Source organism: Terriglobus sp. 2YAB30_2, assembly GCF_052114765.1.
Lineage (GTDB): Bacteria > Acidobacteriota > Terriglobia > Terriglobales > Acidobacteriaceae > Terriglobus.
On the sequence record NZ_JBFRFJ010000004.1, the window covers coordinates 258,896 to 277,430 of the forward strand.

Annotated in this window: 17 protein-coding genes; 8 read left to right on the plus strand and 9 right to left on the minus strand. The window is 60.6% G+C overall.

What is annotated here, in order from left to right:
- Positions 1-11: 11 nt before the first annotated feature.
- The 4 genes from AB4Y89_RS08730 (at position 12) to AB4Y89_RS08745 (ending at position 3,264) form a co-directional block, all read left to right on the plus strand.
- On the plus strand, positions 12-857 hold the full coding sequence (locus AB4Y89_RS08730) for a glycoside hydrolase domain-containing protein (RefSeq protein WP_442300531.1): 846 nt from the start codon (positions 12-14) through the stop codon (positions 855-857).
- Positions 858-1,474: 617 nt separating this feature from the next.
- Positions 1,475-1,939, plus strand: a complete 465-nt coding sequence (gene ruvX, locus AB4Y89_RS08735) for a Holliday junction resolvase RuvX (protein WP_442300649.1) — start codon at positions 1,475-1,477, stop codon at positions 1,937-1,939.
- Positions 1,940-2,037: 98 nt separating this feature from the next.
- The gene (locus AB4Y89_RS08740) at positions 2,038-2,511 is read left to right on the plus strand and encodes a GreA/GreB family elongation factor (RefSeq protein WP_442300532.1); all 474 of its coding nucleotides are present in this window, start codon (positions 2,038-2,040) and stop codon (positions 2,509-2,511) included.
- Between the two features lie 120 nt (positions 2,512-2,631).
- Positions 2,632-3,264, plus strand: a complete 633-nt coding sequence (locus tag AB4Y89_RS08745; RefSeq protein ID WP_442300533.1) for a CDP-alcohol phosphatidyltransferase family protein — start codon at positions 2,632-2,634, stop codon at positions 3,262-3,264.
- Positions 3,265-3,531: 267 nt separating this feature from the next.
- Here the strand turns inward: AB4Y89_RS08745 and AB4Y89_RS08750 are convergent, their stop codons facing one another.
- Together AB4Y89_RS08750 and AB4Y89_RS08755 are read right to left on the minus strand one after the other, a co-directional pair.
- On the minus strand, positions 3,532-4,110 hold the full coding sequence (locus tag AB4Y89_RS08750) for a hypothetical protein (RefSeq protein ID WP_442300534.1): 579 nt from the start codon (positions 4,108-4,110) through the stop codon (positions 3,532-3,534).
- 125 nt (positions 4,111-4,235) lie between these two features.
- On the minus strand, positions 4,236-5,303 hold the full coding sequence (locus AB4Y89_RS08755) for a purine nucleoside permease (protein ID WP_442300535.1): 1,068 nt from the start codon (positions 5,301-5,303) through the stop codon (positions 4,236-4,238).
- 310 nt (positions 5,304-5,613) lie between these two features.
- Here AB4Y89_RS08755 and AB4Y89_RS08760 point away from each other — a divergent pair, with 310 nt between their 5' ends.
- The 4 genes from AB4Y89_RS08760 to AB4Y89_RS08775 are packed head-to-tail and all read left to right on the plus strand — an operon-like array spanning position 5,614 to position 9,861.
- Entirely contained in the window at positions 5,614-6,114 is a 501-nt protein-coding gene (locus AB4Y89_RS08760) for an O-acetyl-ADP-ribose deacetylase (protein ID WP_442300536.1), read from the plus strand.
- A gap of 60 nt (positions 6,115-6,174) precedes the next feature.
- Positions 6,175-8,490 carry a xanthine dehydrogenase family protein molybdopterin-binding subunit gene (locus AB4Y89_RS08765; RefSeq protein ID WP_442300537.1) on the plus strand — a complete coding sequence of 772 codons (2,316 nt, stop codon included), beginning with the start codon at positions 6,175-6,177 and terminating at the stop codon, positions 8,488-8,490.
- 39 nt (positions 8,491-8,529) lie between these two features.
- The gene (locus AB4Y89_RS08770; protein ID WP_442300538.1) at positions 8,530-9,003 is read left to right on the plus strand and encodes a (2Fe-2S)-binding protein; all 474 of its coding nucleotides are present in this window, start codon (positions 8,530-8,532) and stop codon (positions 9,001-9,003) included.
- 3 nt (positions 9,004-9,006) lie between these two features.
- A complete protein-coding gene (locus AB4Y89_RS08775; RefSeq protein ID WP_442300539.1) occupies positions 9,007-9,861 on the plus strand; it encodes an FAD binding domain-containing protein in 855 nt (284 codons plus the stop codon).
- 86 nt (positions 9,862-9,947) lie between these two features.
- On the opposite strand, the gene AB4Y89_RS08780 is transcribed toward AB4Y89_RS08775, so the two are convergent.
- The 7 genes from AB4Y89_RS08780 to AB4Y89_RS08810 all read right to left on the minus strand — a co-directional run bounded on the left by AB4Y89_RS08780 (position 9,948) and on the right by AB4Y89_RS08810 (position 18,357).
- Positions 9,948-10,502: a nucleotidyltransferase family protein gene (locus AB4Y89_RS08780; RefSeq protein ID WP_442300540.1), complete on the minus strand. Its 555-nt coding sequence runs from the start codon at positions 10,500-10,502 to the stop codon at positions 9,948-9,950.
- Complete coding sequence (locus AB4Y89_RS08785; RefSeq protein ID WP_442300541.1) at positions 10,499-11,581, minus strand: XdhC family protein; 1,083 nt, start codon at positions 11,579-11,581, stop codon at positions 10,499-10,501. The genes AB4Y89_RS08780 and AB4Y89_RS08785 overlap by 4 nt, the downstream gene beginning before the upstream one ends.
- Positions 11,582-11,629: 48 nt before the next feature.
- Positions 11,630-12,322: a phosphoadenylyl-sulfate reductase gene (locus AB4Y89_RS08790; protein WP_442300542.1), complete on the minus strand. Its 693-nt coding sequence runs from the start codon at positions 12,320-12,322 to the stop codon at positions 11,630-11,632.
- Positions 12,319-13,896 carry a sulfate adenylyltransferase subunit CysN gene (cysN, locus tag AB4Y89_RS08795; RefSeq protein WP_442300543.1) on the minus strand — a complete coding sequence of 526 codons (1,578 nt, stop codon included), beginning with the start codon at positions 13,894-13,896 and terminating at the stop codon, positions 12,319-12,321. Before cysN ends, AB4Y89_RS08790 begins: the two co-directional genes overlap by 4 nt.
- Position 13,897: 1 nt before the next feature.
- Positions 13,898-14,851 (minus strand): sulfate adenylyltransferase subunit CysD, encoded by a 954-nt coding sequence (cysD, locus tag AB4Y89_RS08800; protein WP_442300544.1) that lies wholly within the window; start codon positions 14,849-14,851, stop codon positions 13,898-13,900.
- Between the two features lie 192 nt (positions 14,852-15,043).
- Entirely contained in the window at positions 15,044-18,058 is a 3,015-nt protein-coding gene (locus AB4Y89_RS08805) for a choice-of-anchor D domain-containing protein (protein WP_442300545.1), read from the minus strand.
- A gap of 23 nt (positions 18,059-18,081) precedes the next feature.
- Complete coding sequence (locus tag AB4Y89_RS08810) at positions 18,082-18,357, minus strand: hypothetical protein (RefSeq protein ID WP_442300546.1); 276 nt, start codon at positions 18,355-18,357, stop codon at positions 18,082-18,084.
- Positions 18,358-18,535 lie beyond the last annotated feature (178 nt).

The window sequence follows — 18,535 nt, forward strand, 5'->3', positions numbered from 1 at the left end:
AGCATGGGCATATGCGGGTGATTTCGCGGAAGTTTCGATGGGTTCTATTGGCTCTGGCGATAGGTGCTTCCACGCTGGTGCACGCCCAGGGAAAGCTCGGCTTCGATCGCAACGACTATCCTGGAGACGCCGCTCTGCGCGCCGCAAAATCGCGCTTCGCCTTCACCGGCTACTGGCTTAACAATCCTCCCGGGGAGACCCGTAATACCTGGGGCGGCAAGCGCGAGACCATCCGCGGCTTGGGCTATGGTTTTCTGATCCTCTGGAACGGAAAGCGAGACGCCCAGATCAAGGCTGCCGCGACACGCGGTGTTAAGCCTGAGCAACTGGGCAAACGGGAAGGTGCTGCGGCAGTTGCGGCCGCGAAGCGTGAAGGTTTCCCCGCAGGTGCAGTGATCTTTCTGGACCTGGAAGAGGGGGGACGCCTGTTCGAAGAACAGCGCGCCTACACGCTGGGATGGACAGAGGCAGTGGCAGCCGCGGGATATACCCCCGGAGTCTACTGCAGCGGACAGCCGGTGGATGAGGGTGGTGGTGTCCACATCACCACGGCCGAAGATATCTCCACCTGGGTGAAGAAGCTTAAGCTGCACGAGGTCGTGCTGTGGGTGTGGCAGGATACCTGCGCTCCGGCTGGGCCTGCGCCCGGTTGTGTGTTGAACGCACCGAGGCTAAGCGACAGCGGAACTCCGAATGCGACGGTGTGGCAGTTTGCCCAGTCTCCACGGCGCCCCGAGAATACGGCGAGCTGCGCGAAGACGTACGCCCGCGATGGGGAGTGCTATGTCCCCGAGATGCCGGGAGTGCATCTCGATTTAAATGTCAGCAACTCCTCTGACCCTTCCAGAGGACGCTGACAACAATCTCTTTTTGAGGCGTTGGGGATTACGCCCAGGAGTCTGACCGTTCACGTCGCAGGACCCGATCGTTGACTGCGGCTGGGGTTAGACCGTCCACCTTAGGGGTGTATCGCACATGGCCACGATCCCGGCTGTAGACGGTGTACTCACACTGAGAACACGCCCACGGAAAGAGCCGGAAGATTTGGCAAAAGTACCGTTGCAGGGCCGTTTCCGTCCCCCGGCGGTTGAAGTGGCCTTGGCGGCAGTTGGGGCAAATAGCCGTCGCAGGATTGCGCATCATGCAGCTAAACATTCTCCTTCGCCGGATTTGGGGATAGTGGTGCAAGTATTGGGCCAAAGCGCAAACCTCTGATTTCACGTGATTTCAACTTTGTTATCGGCAGCCGGGACGAAAAAATTAGGGGGACGGGCGGCAGATTTTTCCGCGGCGAGTGGAACGAAGTGACCGGGACCGGAAGGGTTGGGTGACAGGTCCCGGAGGGTTAGAGCATTTTTCTTGTGGGTAGTAGTGGAGGGCTTGTGCATCTATGGGCGTTTTCCGCAATGAAAACGCCAATGCACGCTTTTCCCGGGATACCCAGCAACAGGAAAAACGCTCTAAAGTGACAAATATGGATCCGCAGCCGCAGCTTTCTCGCATACTTGCGATCGATATCGGGGACACCTTTGTCGGTCTCGCCATGACGGACCGGTTGGGGGTGACGATTGAGCCTCTGTTCACGCTGCGGCGCAGCCGGCTGAAAGACGATGCAAGGAACATCGCTCGTCTTGTCCGCAAGCATGAGATCACCGAGATCGTTGCCGGGCTGCCGCTCAATATGGACGGGACCGAAGGGAAACGTGCCCTCGCATCGCGGGAGTTTGCCACGGCTGTTGCACAGGCTACCGGCATTGCCGTGGTCTGTTTCGACGAGCGGCTGACGACCCGCGAGGCTCACGAACGGTTGAACCAGGCAGGCTATGGGACGCGGAACCGCAAAGAGGTGCTGGACCAGGTGGCGGCTGTCGTTCTGCTCGAAAGCTACCTTGCCGAGAAGGCTTACCGGGCGGCCCGCGAAACGCCCCCCGTCGTATAATCAGGTTTCCAAGGACTAGCCGCATGCGGGCGCTGCCCACGCGTGGTTCCAACAGCGCGCGGGGAAGCGCTTATTTCATTTCAAAGGCTCTAAGCGAAATGCCCGAACATATCAAAAAGAGGCTCGAAGAAGAGATCAAGCAGTTGGAGTACGAGCTGACGACCGAGCTGCCGGCTGAGATCAAGAAGGCGGTTGCCCTTGGCGACCTGAGCGAGAACGCCGAGTACCACATGGCCAAGCAGCGGCAGGAGTTTGTGAACGCCCGCCTCGGCCAGTTGAAGAAGCGTATGGCCGAGTTGTCGCTGGTCAACCTGGCGAATATTCCCAACGACAAGGTCGGTTTTGGCTCTACCGTGGTCGTTTTTGATTCCAGTAAGGACGAAGAGCTGACCTATAAGCTGGTTACCAGCGAGGAGTCGGACGTGTCCAAGGGGCTGATCTCGACAACCTCGCCAATCGGCCGCTCTCTGGTGGGTAGGGAAGTCGGCGATGTCGCCACCGTAGTTACTCCCAGCGGCAAGCGCGAGTTGGAGATCCTGAAGCTCACTACGATTCACGAAGCATCGGAATAATAGATCGGACCGGCTGAGCGCGGTTCTCCAACGGGAGCGGCGCGCCTTTATCTGCTTCCGTCCGGTGGCCCGATTTTGGCTCATTTGCCGCGGGCATTTAGACTAGAGAGCGGTAACACAATGACCTGGACAAGTGCATTTGGACGAGCCTGTGGCTGGTTGCTGCAGAAGATCGTGAACGGTCTGGCGCTCTCCCGTATCTCCCCGAACACGCTTACCTTCGTCGGTTTGATCATCAACATCGTCGCCGCCTTCTTCTTTGGATATGCGCGAAGTGCGAATGCCGATCGCATGTTTCTCTATGCCGGCCTGGTGATCATCGGTGCTGGACTCTTCGACATGGTCGACGGCCGTGTCGCGCGGCAGACCAATCAGGTTTCGGTCTTCGGAGCCTTCTTTGACTCCGTGATTGACCGTTATTCCGATGTGGCCCTCTTCTTCGGGCTGTTGGTCTTTTACGCCCGCGGCAACCGGTTCTTTTATGTCTTTCTGGCGGCCTTTGTCATGACGGCCAGCCTGATGGTCAGCTACACCCGTGCCCGTGCTGAAGCGCTGATCGGTCAGTGCAAGGTCGGCTTCATGGAGCGGCCGGAGCGCATTGTGCTTATCATTCTGGGCGCCCTGTTCAACCACTGGGGCACCATGGCTCCCGCGCTGTGGGTGCTGGCGGTGCTTTCGACCATCACGGTCATCCACCGCATCCGGTTCACCTATCTCGAGACCGAGCGCCGCAAGCTGCAGCCGACAACCTAAAGACAACCCAACTCTGGGTGCCGCCGGGTCCCGTTAGGGACCTCGGTATTCGAGCGAAACTCGAACCTCTTGCCATTCAGATAGCTAGAGCATTTCTCCTGTAGGTGTAGTGTAGGGATTCCGTATCTATGGGCGTTTTCCGCAATGAAAACGCCGCTTCACGCCTCTTTCGGGATACCCAGCAACAGGAGAAATGCTCTAGAGATATTCTCGGCTGTCATCCTGAGCGCAGGCGAAGGACCCGCTTCTCCGTCCAGCCACGTTGCTTCAGCCTCGAAACCCGCCGCCGATGTGCTTCCCGGTAGTGAGGTCTACCTCAAACGGCACCTCTTTGTCGGCCATCATGTCCCATCCCATGCCGTTCAGGATGTTCCCGTCCACCGCTTGGAGAGTCAGACCCTCCCAGGTCAGCTTTCCGGTCTCCCAGGCCAGGCCATTCGCTCCCCAGGCAGTCACGGTGTGGAAACCGGCGAAGAGCAGCAGACCAGCCTCGACGGCAGGCACCACCTCGGTGGCTGGCCGCTGCGGTACCAGGGCTGCCTGTTCCGGCGCCAGTGTGTCCACAATGCAGGCATAGCCACCGGAGACCAGGCAGATCTCCTGCGGCCGGGGGCAGCTCCAGATGCCGCTCGGTAGTGCAGGGTCGGCGAACCCTCGGGCGCAGGTCGCCAGGAACTCACCGCCGGATGAGGGCTTCACCATTACGTACATGGCGCCGCGGGCGAGCGCGTCTTCTTCGCCAGGAACAGCGCGGGGATAGGTGAACTGACGTGCCGGAGCGATGAGCGGGGGCCCGGTGAGTACCTGGACCCGCCAATCTGCGGGGAAGGGATGCGTAAGGCTCACATCCTCAAGCTTAGAACGCTTTTCCCTGTTGCTGGGTACCCCGGAAGGGATGTGCAGCGGCGTTTCCATTGCGGAAAACGCCCATAGATGGACACACCCTAGACATACACCACAGGGAAAATGCTCTATTCTCCAGGGATGTGAGTTGCGTAGGTCTCCCATTTGGAGGTGAGCTCGTGCAGAACCCTGCTGCCGACGCGCCACGCATTTTCGACCGCCGGCCGGGTGCCGATGTAGGGGGAGTTCACGCTCTCGATCGGGGTGTGACCGGGGCGAGGCATGGAGAAGTTCGATCCGGTGCGCAGCACCATCAGCCGCTGATAGTCGACTCGCTTCATGCGATCAAGGCGCTTCATCGCCTCGGTGAAGCCGGAGTCTTCCATCTCGGTCATCACAAAGTTGCCCTGGCTGTCAGTGAAGAGCTTCACCCAGTCGTTGGCAAAGTCGGTCATCAGCTTGCCGTGCCAGTAGCTGTCAGAGGCGAAGGTGTCGCCGATCATCACCATGGGGGGCTTCTGAGCGTTGGGATAGCCGGTGAAACCTTTGCGGAACTCGGCGACTTCGGGCGAGTCCAGAAGCTGCGTGTCCTTGGTGAGGTTGTAGGCCCAGGCGGTCAGTTTGGTGTTGAGCTTGTAGGCGTTGACCCGGTCGCGGATCACGCCGCCGGAGGGCGGCAGCTTGTTCGGTTCGTGGGCTCCGATGGCGAAGTAGCCGGTCGGCCAGTCCTTCGGCATCTCACGCGGATCGATGTAGCGCGAGATGTCGTTGACGACATAGTTTGCCCATGCGGCAGAGCCGATTCCGGCATCGGCGGGATCGACTCCGGCAATGCCGTTCACCAGCCAGTAGGCATGGGTGAGGTCGAAGCGTGAGTCCGTGCCCAGGGCCATCAGCGAGGTGGTGGCGTTCACCAGCGTGGTGCCGCTGAGGAGGCCCAGAACGGTGTGTTCCGGGTTGGTGCGGAGGGGATGAATGCCGCCGGGGAAGTCGAGGGTTTCGGTCAGATGTTCGCGCTCGACCCAGAGCTGGAATTCGCCGGGGACATCGCCCTCGTCCTTGCCGATCTCAAATGTCGTGACAATAACGGCCTTGATCGGCCACGGCTTTTGGGCCTGTTGGGCCGATTGGGCAGAGAGCAGAGGGGCTGCGACGGTGAGCAGACAGACGGCGGCGCGACGAAGGTACGGCAACATGAACATAGCTCCTGGCGAGGGCGTGCCATCCAACTCCTGCCAGTCAGCGCCGGGAGCAGATTTTCCTGAGCTCTAGGAGCGAGGAGAGAACTGTAGCTGGCTACTGGAACGACGAGCGACGAAGAGATCGGGAAAATCTGCCCCGGCCCTTCGGGTTGCGGCGCAAATTCGCCCATACTTCGTTGTCGGCCTCGACTGTGGACCCGCCACAGCCTTCAGCCTCCGCCTCGTCTGGACTAATTTGCGCTCGCAACGCTGACGACAGGAGTTGGATGACACGCCCTTGGCCGAGAATAGCATCTGAGGACGTATGGCATCGCTTGAGATCCATCGCGGAGACATTACAAAACTGGCGGTCGACGCCATTGTGAACGCTGCCAACTCCTCTCTGCTGGGCGGTGGAGGAGTCGACGGCGCGATCCACCGCGCCGCCGGTCCCGAGCTGTTGCATGCCTGCAGTCTGCTGGGTGGCTGCAAAACCGGTGACGCTAAACCCACACCAGGCTTCCGCCTACCGGCGAAGTGGGTCTTCCATGCGGTTGGTCCGGTATGGAACGGAGGCGGCAGCGGCGAGGATGACCTGCTTGCAAGTTGTTACAACCGTTGTCTCGATCTGGCGCGGGAGCATGGCGCCCGGAGCATCGCCTTCCCGGCGATCTCGACCGGGGTCTATCGTTTCCCGTTAGAACGGGCGACGGAGATCGCCGTGCGCGCTGTTCGCGAGCACGCTCATATGCCGCTGCTCGATCGCGTCGTCTTCGTTGTTTTCAGCGACGAGGCAGAGCGAGCGTACGCCGCGCTGTTGGGATAGCAGAATCCCTACTTCCGCAATCGTCTGGGGCGACGTATGCTATGCGAATACTTTTTCGCCATGGCACCCAAGGAACCTATTGTCGGCGCACCAGCTCTTCGCTATGAAGGCGAAGCCAAAGTACTGGGACGCGCCAAGTACATTGACGATCTTCATTTCCCGCAGATGATTCACGGCGCCACCGTGCGCTCGAAGTTTCCACGTGGGCGCATCACGGCCATCCGGTACGGCGAAGGCATTCCATGGGACGAGTTCACCATCGTTTCCTGGAAGGACATCCCGGGCGAGAACACCATCGTTCATCTGCTCAAGGACCATCCCTGCCTGGTGGAAGAGGTCGTCAATCATCCCGAAGAGCCCATCGTGTTGTTGGCGCATCCGGATAAGGCGCTGCTGCGCAAGGCCGTTGATGCGGTGACCATCGAGTACGAGCCGCTGCCGGCGGTCTTCACCATTGAAGAGTCAGAAGCTCCGGATGCGCCGGTCATCTGGAACAGCGAGGCAGGCGACTCGCCCAATGTCTTCAAGACCTACCTGATGGAGAAGGGCAACGTCGACGATGTGTGGGCGACCGCCGACTACATCATTGAAGGCGAGTACTCCACCGGCGCACAGGAACAGCTCTACATCGAGAACAACGGCGTCATCGCGGAGTACACCGAAGAAGGCGTCACCGTATGGGGATCGATGCAGTGTCCGTATTACCTGCATCACGCGCTGCAGCTTGCGTTTGCTTTGTCCGAAGAGAAGTGCCGCGTCATCCAGGTCGAGACCGGCGGAGCCTTCGGTGGCAAGGAAGACTATCCCTCCGTGATCGGTTGCCATGCCGCATTGCTGGCGATGAAGAGCGGCAGACCGGTGAAGATGGTCTACGACCGGATGGAGGATATGGCGGCGACCACCAAGCGTCATCCCTCGCGCACGCGCCACCGCACGGCGGTCTCAAAGGATGGCAGGCTGTTGGGCGGCGAGATCGAGTTTGCGATCGATGGCGGAGCGTATGTGACGCTGTCACCAGTGGTGCTGTCGCGCGGCACGATTCATGCTGCAGGACCTTACAACTGGCCGAATCTGCGTATCCGCGCCAAGGCGGTGGCGACAAACTGTCCTCCGCACGGAGCCTTCCGCGGCTTCGGCGCACCGCAGTCGATCTTTGGCCTCGAACGTCACATGGATCTGATCGCGAAGACCGTGGGCATTACGCCGGAGGAGCTCCGCCGACGTAACTTCCTTCAGCCCGGCGGTACAACAGCGACGGGGCAGTTGATCAAAGATCCCATCGATCTCAACGGCATGCTGACGCGTGCCCTGGAAGAGAGTGGATACCACGCCAAGCGCGCGGAGTTCGCAAAGACGAATCCAACGTCACCCATCAAGCGTGGCATTGGCTTCGCCACTTTCATGCACGGTGCCGGCTTTACCGGCAGCGGTGAACGGCGGTTGGACTCGCTCGTGGCCATTGAGGTCGATGACCAGGGCAGGCCGGAGATCCTGGTCTCGTCGACCGAGTTCGGGCAGGGCACGAATACCATCCTCTGCCAGGTAGCGGCGCAGGCGTTGCACGTCCCTTATAAGGACGTACGCATCGCGCAGCCTGACACCCATCGAGTGCCGAATAGCGGACCGACCGTCGCATCTCGTACAGCAATGATCGTCGGCAAGCTGGTGGAGACCGCATCGCACAACCTGCTGGGCTGTATGCGCGAAAGCGGGCTGTTGGGAGAGACCTACACACCGCAGCAGTTCTGTCACGCCGCGCTCGCCTACAAGCAGAAGCATGGCGAGCTGCGCGCCACGGCACGTTATCAGGCGCAGGACGATATCTTCTGGGACGACGATAAGTATCGCGGCGATGCGTATCCGGCGTATGCCTGGGCGGTGTATATCGCCCAGGTCGAGGTGGACACACGCACCTACATGGCCGAGGTGAAGAACTTCTGGGCGCTGCAGGAGGTTGGCAAAGTGCTGAACCCCGTGCTCGCCAAAGGGCAGGTCGAGGGCGGTGTCGCGCAAGGCATCGGCTATGCCATCTATGAGAAGTGTGTCTGGAAAGACGGTGTGATGGCCAACAATCAGATGACGAACTACATCATGCCTACCAGCGCCGATCTTCCGCCGATCCATGTGCTCTTCGAAGAAGTCCCCAGCATTCACGGACCCTCTGGAGCGAAAGGCATCGGCGAGCTTCCGATGGATGGCCCCGCTCCGGCGATTCTGAATGCGATTGAAGAGGCGACGGGTGTTCGCTTCAACCACTGCCCGCTGTTACCCGAGGACATCTTCGACAAGCTGGCGAACCCGACATTTACATCTGCCGATAGTTCTCAGCTCCAGCCTGCGGTTGCTGGTCCGGTCTTCAGCGGAACAACATCGTAGCGCAGCAGCGAGATCTGCATTTCAGAATTGGAATCACGTATGAGCATCATCACCTTCACTCTCAACGGCAGTCAGGTCACCGTCGATGCGCCTCCCATGACGCGCCTGCTCGACCTGCTGCGCGAACATCTGCACCTTACTGGAACGAAGGAGGGCTGCGGCGAGGGCGAGTGCGGCTCCTGTTCTGTGCTTCTGGACGGTGAGCTCATTAACTCCTGCCTGGTGCCTTCGCTTCAGGTACAGGGAGCCACCGTCACCACTATCGAAGGTCTCGGAGAGCATACGCACCTTCATCCCATCCAGCAGTGCTTTCTGGAGAAAGGTGGAGCGCAGTGCGGCATCTGTACGCCCGGCATGATCCTGGCGACGCACCATCTGCTGGAGAAGCATCCGGCTCCGACCCTCGATGAGATCCGGGAAGGTCTCTCCGGCAATCTCTGCCGCTGCACCGGTTACATGCGTATCTTCGAGGCCGTGCAGCAGACGGCGAAGCTGGCGGAGGCAGGGAAGTAAGCTATGCGATCTGACGTTCGCGATTACACGCTCACCGCTCCCGGCTCGCTCGGTGCCGTGCTCTCGGCGCTTGCGGCGAATCCCAGACTTACGCCTATTGCCGGCGGCACTGAGCTGATGGTGGCGCTCGGCGTCGGCCGGCTTGGACCGCGTGAGCTTATCTCGCTCCACCGCCTCAAAGAGTTGCACTTTATCGAGGAGCACGCTGAAACACTGACACTCGGTGCTGGAGCGACGTTTACCGATATCCGCCGCAATGAAACCATCGCACGCGAGTTTCCCCTGTTGGTGCAGACTGCGGCGTGGACCGGGTCCATCGCCAATCAGAATCGCGGAACACTCGGCGGCAATATCGCGAATGCTTCACCTGCGGCGGATAATCCGCCGGCGCTTCTTGTCTACGACGCAACCATCGAGCTCGTGAGCGCGAATGGCCGCCGCACGCTGCCGTACGACGAGTTCCATCTCGGCTACAAGAAAACCGTGCTGTTACCGGGCGAGCTGATCTATGCCATCCGCCTGCCGTGCCGTTTCGCACAGCACCGGCAGTATGTCCGCAAGGTAGGTACGCGCAACGCGCAGGCCATCTCGAAGATCGCGCTTGCGGCAACCGCATTGATGGATGGCTCGACCGTACGTGAGATTCGTCTTGCGGGAGCAAGCCTGGTGGACCGTCCCGCACGCTTGCATGCGACAGAGGCGGTGTTACTTGGCAAGACGATCACACCGGAGCTCCGGACACTCGCTGCTGCTGCGTTAGCCTCGGAGATCAAGCCGATCGATGACATCCGCTCGACTGCGAAGTACCGCACGGCGGTGGCGTGCAATTTACTGGATGAGTTTCTACTGTCGTTGTGAGTACTACTTAAAGCTGTCATCCTGAGCCTAAGCGAAGGACCTGCGTGCTTATCCCCGCCCGGGTGGGCACCCGAGTGAGGAAAGAACTACTTCAGCTTTTCTAAATCCTCAGGCGTATCGATATCCACCTCGCCGCCTGGAAGCTCAATCACCGTGACTGTTTCGTGCTGCAGGATATCTCTGGCTCCCGCATCTCCCTGCAGTTTCATCAACTCCGAAAATAGATCGCGCGGAAAGACTGCCGGAACGCCACGCCGACCTGCATACCCGCTGGAAGCCAAGCCACTCACACCGAGCAGCGCACGTAGATGCTCCACCGTGACGCGGGGCTGGTCGCAGGCCATCACCAGCACACCTTCCGTCATTCCGATGGCGAGGTCGCGCAGTCCCGCACGGATTGACGAGGCCATACCCTCCTGCCATTCGTCGTTATGCACCACATGTATGGAATCAAGCGGAACCACAGCTTCGATCTCTTCCCGGTTGGCTCCCAGAACGACAACGATGGGTTCGCAGCCAGCCTCATTGGCAATACGGATCGCCCTTGCGAGTAGTGTCTCCTCGCCGAGGCGTACCAGTTGCTTCGGCTGACCCAGCCGTGTCGAAGCCCCTGCCGCCAGAATCAGCGCTGCTGCCTTCATGGCTGCACATCCAGAGCGCACAATACATCTTCATAACGAATGGCCGGTCCTTCGTCGATGATGGTCCGCACTTTTTCGGCGGTGAGCTGGCGTAAGCCTGCCGGACGCTGGTGCAGCACTGCCTGCACTTCGGCAAGAATGGCGAGCGCAACCGCTTCCGGACCATCGCCGCCAAGGTCGAGACCGATAGGCGCATGCACGCGGTTGCAGGCCTCCTGCAGAGTGAGACCAGCGTGCTGTGCTGCCTCTTCGATAAGCAGACTCGAACGGTGGCGCGCACCCAGCAGGCCGAGGTACTTCGGCGCGAGCGGCAACAGCTCAGTCAGCCAGCGGCGGTCCTGGTCGTAGCTGTGCGTCATCAGGATCACGGCATCGTTGGAGGTCACCTTCACGTCAGCAAGTGTTTCGGCGACTCCTACGGCCTCCGCGCCGGGAAAGCGCTCCCATTTGGCGAGTTGTGGCCGGCCATCGGCGACAATCACGGTCCAGCCGAGTTCGTTGGCCATGCGAACGACAGGACGGGCGTCGTCACCTGCTCCCAGTACAACCAGCCGCTGCGGTGCGGCCAGTATCTCTTCAAAGCAGCGTTCGGGATCCGCCTCGTCCCAGCCGGGAAAATTGGTATCCGCAAAGAGTTCTTCACCGCGCGCTGAGCGGATCAACCGCTTCAGCCCGGCCTCACCAATACGCGGAAGCCATGTCGTGACCTTGCAGGGATATCCATGCAGTGAGGCTGCCATTGCGCCTAGAAGAGCCCGACAGGCCTCAGCGTCCACAGGCTCCAGCAGCAGGTCCACAATGCCGCCACAGCCCAGACCGTAGGGAATCTCAGCGGTGTCATCGAAGGCGGTGGAGAAGCGCTCGATGACGGCTCCGTTGCGCACCTTCCATAGGGCCTTGCGCAGGATCTCCGCTTCCAGGCAGCCACCGCTGATGGTGCCTGAGGTGCGCCCGTCCGGCAGGATCAACAGACGGGCTCCTGGGCGGCGATAGCTGGAGCCATGCACGCGCACCAGCGTGACCAGAACGCCGCCGGCGGCCTGTCCCGAAAGTACGACGATGTCTCTGCGCTCTTTCATGTGTAGTGAGATGCTAGCTCAGGCGAAAAAGAAAAGCGCAACCTGGCGTTACTGTTTCTCGCTGAAGGTGTGAATTCCGCACTCCAGCTTCTTTCCGCCCCAGCGCCCGGCGCGGGCATTATTGGGGTCGGTAGAGATAGCGGTGCACGGCTCACATCCAATGGAGGTATACCCCTTGGCGTAGAGTGGCAGCTCCGGGATGTTGTGAGCCTGGGCGTATGCGGTGACCTGCTCCCATGTCCAGTCCGCCAGCAGCGAGATCTTCTTCAGCTCGTGGCCATTGGGAGTGCGATGATCCTCGACCTTTTTGAGGTTGGCGCGCGTCGGCGACTGTTCCCGGCGCAGGCCGGTGAACCACACACCGTAGGGCTCCAATGACTTCATCAGAGGCCCCACCTTGCGCAGGTTGCAGCACTCGGTCGGATTCACGATGTGCAACAGGCCGCGTTTCGCCTCGTGCTCGGCGCGTGTCTCTTCAGGCAGTGCGTTGACGAGGTTCAGGTTCCAGGCAGCCACCATCTGGTCGCGGTAGGCGTAAGTCTCCGCGAAGTGATAGCCGGTCTCCAGGAAAATGACGGCGATCTCCGGCTGAATCTTCCGCAGGATATCCAGCACGACCATGTCCTCGGTCTGGAAGCTGCAGGTAAAGCAGGCAGGCACACCGGCAAATTCAGCGAAGATCTGTTCCGCCAACTGCTCTGCGCTCAACGAGTCGTAGTCCACCGGAAGGGCGACGCTCATACGGTTACTCCCATCTCCGCCAGTGCGGCAATCAGTCCGGCATCGTCTGTAGCATCGAGGACCGTCGCACCTTCAACAGCACCGGCGACGATCGCCAGCACACCGGCAAGCTGCAGCGCACGCACCGCAACTGGAACCTCATCCGGAGTGAAGCCATGCAGCACCACAGCGCGATGCCCGGCGGCCGCCAGCAGCTCTCGCAGGCGCTCGGCCAGGTCGATGTGGGCAGCGGCTAGCAACGCAGGCAGGTCGTTGCGGGTTACCGTGCGGACAGCACGGTCGATCATCAGCGCGCCAACAGTCGCGTTCGAGAGCGGATCGATCAGGATCGCCGCACCGGTTACGCGATTCTCGCGGTAGGCATCGAAGAAGAGCGGCAGGTTGGTCTCGAACTCAACTTCCGCGATGTCGTTCATCTTCAGCTCGGTGGCGTCCAGATGCTCCAGCGAGTTGACGTCGACTCGATAGGCAATGCGCTTCACCTCCGCACGGACGACACGGGAGGTCTGCTTCAGAAGGTAGGTCTTGCCGGCTTCGAGCGGCTCCTCGTGCATCCACACGACCTTCGCTCCGAAGGCAGTGCTTACCGTGGGAACGGAGTTGGAATGCGCGTCGGGCGAGATCAGCATCTCGCCGCGGCTGAGGTCGATCTCGTCCGTCAGTTCCAGAGTGACGCTCTCACCGGGGCCTGCCACCTTCAGATCGCCATCCCAGGTCACGATGCGCTTTACCTGGGTGCGGCGTCCGCTGGGCAGTGCAACCACGTGCTGACCCGCGCGGACAGTGCCGCCGGCAACCTGTCCGGCAAAGCCGCGGAAGGTGCGGTCAGGGCGAACGACGAGCTGTACCGGGAAACGCAGCGGCTGGTCGGAAACGTGCTCGCGCAGCGGCACGGTCTCCAGGTACTCCAGCAAGGTTGGCCCGCTGTACCACGGCATGTTGGTCGAGGAGGTAACGACGTTATCGCCCTCAAGCGCTGAGACCGGGATGATCTGCACGTTGCGTAGGCCAAGCCGTTTTGCCAGGGCGCGGAAGTCGGCTTCGATGGCGCGGAACTTCGCCTCATCGTAGCTAACGAGATCCATCTTATTCACGGCGGCGACGACGTGGGGAATACCCAGCAGCGATGCGATAAAGCTGTGACGGCGCGACTGCGGAAGAATACCCTTGCTGCCGTCCACCAGGACGATGGCGACATCGGCCGTTGATGCGCCCGTGGCCATGTTGCGTGTGTACTGCTCGTGCCCCGGCGTGTCCGCGATGATGAACTTGCGCTTCGCGGTGGCGAAGTAACGGTAGGCTACATCGATGGTGATGCCCTGCTCGCGCTCAGCACGCAGGCCGTCGGTCAGCAGGGAGAGGTCAACACGTCCGTTGCCTGCGCGATTGACGCGGCTCTTGGCGACGGAGGCGAGCTGATCCTCGTAGACGCTCTTGGTGTCATGCAGCAGGCGGCCGATGAGCGTGCTCTTGCCGTCATCGACAGAGCCTGCAGTGGTGAAGCGCAGCAGCTCACGGTCGAGATGCGAGTCCAGAAATACACGGAAGTCAGTGTGTGCGGATGCGGTGGCCATTTTAGAAGTAGCCCTCCCGCTTCTTGGTCTCCATGGAGCCCTCTTCGTCGTGGTCGATGGCGCGGTTCTCGCGCTCAGAGCGGCGGAAGCTGATCAGCTCCGCGATGATCTTTTCAAGGGTGTCGGCCTCGCTGCGGATCGCTCCGGTGCAGGGCATGCAGCCCAGCGAACGCATACGGCACATCACCGTCTCAATCTTTTCCCCGGGTAGCAGGCGCGTCTCGGCATAGGTCAGAGTGATCTGTCCGGCGCGGATAACGGCTTCACGTTCACGCGCAAAGTAGAGCGGCACGATGGGAATCTGCTCGGCGTAGAGATAGAGCCAGATGTCGAGCTCGGTCCAGTTCGAGAGCGGGAAGACGCGAATGCTCTCGCCCTTCTTCAGGCGCGAGTTGTAGACCTGCCAGAGCTCTGGGCGCTGGTTCTTCGGGTCCCACTGTCCGTTGCCGTCGCGGAAGCTGTAGACACGCTCCTTGGCGCGGCTCTTCTCTTCGTCGCGGCGAGCTCCACCGAAGGCTGCATCGAAGCCGCCGGCCTCCAGGCCGTCGAGCAGAGCACGCGTCTTCAGCAGACCGCAGCAGTTCTGCGTTCCCAGGTCGTGCGGATTCGCTCCATCGGCAATGGCCTTCTCATTGCGGTGCACAATCAGGTCGGCGCCGATCTCCTTTACGTAGTTGTCGCGGAAGGCGATCATCTCCGGGAACTTGTAGCTGGTATCGATGTGCAGCAGAGGGAAGGGAATCTTGCCGGGGTAAAAGGCTTTCTGTGCCAGCCGCAGCATGACGCTTGAGTCTTTGCCGATGGAATACAGCATGACCGGCCGTGCGAATTCGGCGACGGCCTCGCGCAGGATGAAGATGCTTTCGGCCTCTAACGCGCGCAGATGGTCCATCTTGCGCGGCGTCAGAAGCTCGGCGACGGACGATGCAGCGTCAGTGGGAAGAAGGGTACTCATAGACTCCGGTGCTTCCAGAAAAGATGATGTGGGACGAGAGAACGATGCGCGAGCGCGAGGGGGAGGGCGCTAGAGGAGACAACAACAGCGGTCGGTAAGGACGCGGCGCATCACGTGTTTATTCTAACAAAAAAGGGCGGGGCAACCGGCACGTTAGGCCACCCCGCCTGCTCGCAAAGCTTGTGCTTACAGTTATTTAGCTGTCACTGTCATGGTGTAGGCAGCCGACCTCGTCAAGGTGCCATCGGTGGCCGTCACAGTCACGGTGTAGGTTCCCGGGTAGGTCGGATCGCTGTTCTTGGAAGGCAGCTTGCCGCTGCAGCCGCTCAGCGGCAACAGGAAGAACAAGGCAAGACCGCAGAGGGCTCCGGCGCGTGCCACGCCTTTTACGCGACGACGGGCACACCACAGCAGCAGGCCCCCCGCGACACCGAAGATCGACATCCAACGCCCGTAGCCCGTGTAGCCGATCACCGTGTACTGCGCCGTGGTGGCGATCGTCACGGCATCGGTCGTCGCGGACGAGAGTGTCAGTGTGCTGTTGGCGAAGCTTACGGTCGTTCCGCCCGCAGTGGTGGAGGAACTGAGAGTGATCGAGTTGTTGAAGCCGCCGATCGGTGTAAGAGTAGCCGTCGAGCTGAGAGACAGCCCGGCGATCACGCTGCCGGAGGTTGGGTTCAACGTGATCGAGAAGTCCACACCGTTGCCTGTCAGAGCAACGGTGATGACAGGCACCTTGGTGTCGTTGGTGCTAACCGTTATCGTTCCGGTTCGTGTTCCGGTGGCCGTGGGGGTGAAGGTCACGCTCAGAGTGCAGCTTGCCAGACCGGCCAGCGTGCTGCCGCACGTACTGGTGTAAGCGTAGTCACCGGTGATGGTGATGGAAGTCAGAGCGATGGTCGCATTGGTGTAGTTGGTAATGGTGACCGCCTGCGCCGACGAGCTATAGCCCATATCCACGTTGCCGAAACTCAACGAGGTGGGAGACGCCTCCACATCAGCAACACCGCGGCCGCTCAGCGAGGCGGTCAGGGTTCCGTTCACGCTGCTGTTCGAAGTCACGGTCAGCGTGCCTGTTTGCGACCCGAGAGTCGTTGGAGTGAAGGCGACCAGGATGGTGCAGCTTGCTGCCGCGGCGACGGTGCCGCAGTTATTGGTGACCACCGTCCATCCGCTGGTGACCGTCGCTGCGCTTACCTTCAGTGCGATTGCGCTGGTATTGGTCCAGGTGAAGGTCTGGGTGGCAGAGGTCGTATTCAGAATCACGTTGCCGTAGGTGGCGCTGGTAGGCGAGAGCGTTGCGGTCGTCGGCAGGCCATTACCGGTCAGTGCAACTGTGAGTGAGGGCTCGTTGGTGGAGTCGTTTGTAATCGTCAGCGTTCCTGTGCGGGTGCCGGTCGCTGTCGGCGCAACGGTGACGGTGATGGTGCAAGTCTGCTGATCGCTCAACGCGCTGCAGTTGGAGGTCTGTGTGTAGTCGCTTGCGTTCGTGCCGCTGATGGCAATGTTGGTGACGTTCACCGTTGAGGTGAAGCCCGAGGTGTTCTGCACGGTCACCGAGAGCGATTTCGAGCCGCCAACGTACACATCGCCGAAGTTCAGTGAGGTGGCAGAGACCGCCGCCGAGGTAGGAACGGCAGGGATCAGGAAGCTGACCACCTGGCCGTCGTGCGAGGTCAGTCCGGCGGGGGTGGTGGAACTGTTCGTGTTCACGGCGGCAAAGTCGGCGGTAAAGTGCGGCTGCACCACGCTGGTCATGTAGCTGGCCAGTGAGTTTTGCGCCGTGGTGGACGCGGTCACGGTTGACGATGCAAGAATGTGCTCCATCGCATCCGCCTGGCCGCGGGTGATGGCGTTGTAGCGCTGCAGGGTCGTTACATCCGTGGTGAAGTTCGTCAGCGCTCCCGTGGTTGCAGTCGCCTGGTACAGCGTGACTGCGGTGGCTGCCGCGGGCGAGCCGTTGATGATACCCATCACGTCGACGTAGCCATCGTTGAATTCGGCGGCATTGAAGTTGCCGTCCACGAGCACATTCTCACCGGCGGTCTGCTCCGTCTGAACCAGTTGGCTGACGTAATAAGCCTGTGCTGCACGACGGGCGCGGACATCGGCTCCCAGGCTACTGTCGCCGATGTTGTCGCGGCTGGTCAGATGCACGTTGATCACAGTGACCGGATACGTCTTGCCGACGCGATGCACCTCGGCCTTCAGCATCAGGGGCGGCCGCTCAAACAGTGTTCCACCGCTGTAGGTGGCGCTGGCTCCCATCTGGGTCACGGAGTCCGCATCGATACGAGAGGTGTTCACCAGAAAGCCGAGATTCAGGCTATTACTGTCGCTGCTCTGCACCAGGTAGCCTTTGTAGCTGGTGCTTCCCAGCGTGTTGACGGCGGAGGCGAGGTCATTGAGGGTTGTCTGGTCCTGCACCTCCTGCACACTCAGAATGTCCGGCGTGCCGAGGGAGTTGACGATGGCCAACGCTGCCTTGGTCAGGCGGCGTGTATAGGCGCTCGATGAGATGGCGACCGAGCCGGTCGTTGCGCCGGTGGTGGAGTAGAAGCGGTCCAGGTCCAGCGTTCCTACCTGGAAGTGTGTGGAGTCGGCGGTTGCAGATGTAGTGGTCGCCACACTTCCATTTACGGTGCAGACGCTGGTGGGGAAGATCAGAAGGCGAGCATAGCCAAGCGTGTAGTCGATCAGGCCAATGCCGGCCGTGGCGCCCACTTTGATGCTTGAGCCCGTGGTGCAGGTGATTGACTGACCGACGGTGATGTCAACCGCCGTTCCGCCAAAGGTGGTGGTGTCAATCAGGATGCGTTGCGGGTTGCCGCCCCAGGTCGGAACAGTGCTGGGAGCGCCGGAGGGAACATACTCATCGCCCGCGATGCCGGTGGAGCGGAAGAGATGGTTATTGGTGGAAGTGTTGGAGTTGAGTGTTGCCCAGAACTGTCCATTCGAGGTGACTGTCTCCGTGGACTCATCCAGCGTTCCGCCCGTTGGTGAGACCGCATAGAACGTGGCCGAGGTCGTCATGCCGGTGTACTTCAGTGCATCGCCGAAGCTGGTGAGTACACCGCTGATAGAGATTGACTGCGTCATGGTGCCACCGGTCGCCGTGACCGTGCAGGAGGTGGGTGTAATGCCGGTCCCGGGTGTATCGGCCGCAGTCAGAGCGGTTGTGTTGGCTACGGTACCGACGATGGTCACGGTGTTGCCCACTACGGCGCAGGTTAGGTTGGGTTCGATCCCGCCGCGTAAAAGACAGGAAGGCCCTCAGCGGTAGAGATTAGGTTGTCCCAACTGCTGCTCGGTTCGGAGATATAAAACCCGCCGGTACTCATGACGCCGACCACGATGCCGGAGGTGGAGACGCTCTTACCCAGGTATGGGGAGTTGGGAAGGCTGGTCATGATGTCGTGGATCGAAACCGAAGTCTGGGCCCGGCCAACGGAGGCCACCAGGGCCAGAGAAAGAAAAGACAGAGTAGTGCGGATGAACTGTTTCAAAGCCCAACTCGTTTCAGCCCATAGCTCCGCTATGACGGTCTAGCCGCCTGTTTGCGGAAATCATTTAGGCATTGAGTGAAATACCGATTCGCCCATTACAGACGCGGGCTTTCGCGTGCGCGATTACACACGTATCTCTCTGTGCGGTAGAGCATTTTCCCTGTGGGTGTGATGTAAG

What these genes read in the sequence shown, in the direction of transcription:
- AB4Y89_RS08730 (WP_442300531.1), top strand. Translation starts at nt 12, where the DNA reads ATGCGGGTGATTTCGCGGAAGTTTCGATGGGTTCTATTGGCTCTGGCG.
- ruvX (WP_442300649.1), top strand. Translation starts at nt 1,475, where the DNA reads ATGGATCCGCAGCCGCAGCTTTCTCGCATACTTGCGATCGATATCGGG.
- AB4Y89_RS08740 (WP_442300532.1), top strand. Translation starts at nt 2,038, where the DNA reads ATGCCCGAACATATCAAAAAGAGGCTCGAAGAAGAGATCAAGCAGTTG.
- AB4Y89_RS08745 (WP_442300533.1), top strand. Translation starts at nt 2,632, where the DNA reads ATGACCTGGACAAGTGCATTTGGACGAGCCTGTGGCTGGTTGCTGCAG.
- AB4Y89_RS08755 (WP_442300535.1), bottom strand. Translation starts at nt 5,303, where the DNA reads ATGTTGCCGTACCTTCGTCGCGCCGCCGTCTGTCTGCTCACCGTCGCA.
- AB4Y89_RS08760 (WP_442300536.1), top strand. Translation starts at nt 5,614, where the DNA reads ATGGCATCGCTTGAGATCCATCGCGGAGACATTACAAAACTGGCGGTC.
- AB4Y89_RS08765 (WP_442300537.1), top strand. Translation starts at nt 6,175, where the DNA reads ATGGCACCCAAGGAACCTATTGTCGGCGCACCAGCTCTTCGCTATGAA.
- AB4Y89_RS08770 (WP_442300538.1), top strand. Translation starts at nt 8,530, where the DNA reads ATGAGCATCATCACCTTCACTCTCAACGGCAGTCAGGTCACCGTCGAT.
- AB4Y89_RS08775 (WP_442300539.1), top strand. Translation starts at nt 9,007, where the DNA reads ATGCGATCTGACGTTCGCGATTACACGCTCACCGCTCCCGGCTCGCTC.
- AB4Y89_RS08780 (WP_442300540.1), bottom strand. Translation starts at nt 10,502, where the DNA reads ATGAAGGCAGCAGCGCTGATTCTGGCGGCAGGGGCTTCGACACGGCTG.
- AB4Y89_RS08785 (WP_442300541.1), bottom strand. Translation starts at nt 11,581, where the DNA reads ATGAAAGAGCGCAGAGACATCGTCGTACTTTCGGGACAGGCCGCCGGC.
- AB4Y89_RS08790 (WP_442300542.1), bottom strand. Translation starts at nt 12,322, where the DNA reads ATGAGCGTCGCCCTTCCGGTGGACTACGACTCGTTGAGCGCAGAGCAG.
- cysN (WP_442300543.1), bottom strand. Translation starts at nt 13,896, where the DNA reads ATGGCCACCGCATCCGCACACACTGACTTCCGTGTATTTCTGGACTCG.
- cysD (WP_442300544.1), bottom strand. Translation starts at nt 14,851, where the DNA reads ATGAGTACCCTTCTTCCCACTGACGCTGCATCGTCCGTCGCCGAGCTT.